Raw genomic sequence first — 644 nt, forward strand, 5'->3', positions numbered from 1 at the left:
GGAGCGGAGCGTCGCTACCGCCAGCGTCCGGCCATCTTCCTCGCGTTCGAGTACTCCGAGGAGATCCCGGGGACCTTGTTCGGCGCCCCGGCCACTCCGCTGTCTTTGCCGCACGAGCGCATACCGCATCCCGCGTTGATCACCGTCGAGAAACACAGTGACGGGATCGAGATCATCTCGGCGGTCTCCCAGGAGAGCGCCCTGGCTCCGTACGCGGCGGACCTGGCCGTCCGGGTGGAGCAGATCCTGGCCGACCCCACCGTGCCGCTCGGCGAACTGCGCCGACGGTGAGTCCAGGCCGCGCCGCCCCGACGTCCTCATCGTCGGGGCGGCGCGGCTCGCACGGTCCTGGCCGCGCGACTCGTCCCGGGCGCATGGCCGGACCGACCCGGCACCGTTACGACGCCACACATCCCCGGTGAGCCGGTGAGCCGGTGACCTCGGGGCCCCGTCCGATCCGGCACGGTGTGGGAAGGGCAGCCGGTCGGCACTGCGGATGGCCGTCATCGCGGCGAAGGAGCGGACGTGGCCTGTGACTGGTCTCGGCCAAAAGTCCCTGAGAAGTCCCAGGGAGCGAGTTCAGCCGCCGACTGCCCGTAAATGCGCAGGTCAGAACATCGCGCCCCTTACCCTGCACCTGCGGC

1 protein-coding gene is annotated in these 644 nt (G+C 70.5%); it reads left to right on the forward strand.

The window, feature by feature from the left end; all coding sequences use genetic code 11:
• Positions 1-291: hypothetical protein (locus EAO75_RS46375; RefSeq protein WP_187284866.1), on the forward strand; the 291-nt coding region annotated here is incomplete at its 5' end.
• Between the last annotated feature and the right edge of the window lie 353 nt (positions 292-644).

The organism is Streptomyces sp. UW30 (assembly GCF_008042075.1).
Lineage (GTDB): Bacteria > Actinomycetota > Actinomycetes > Streptomycetales > Streptomycetaceae > Streptomyces.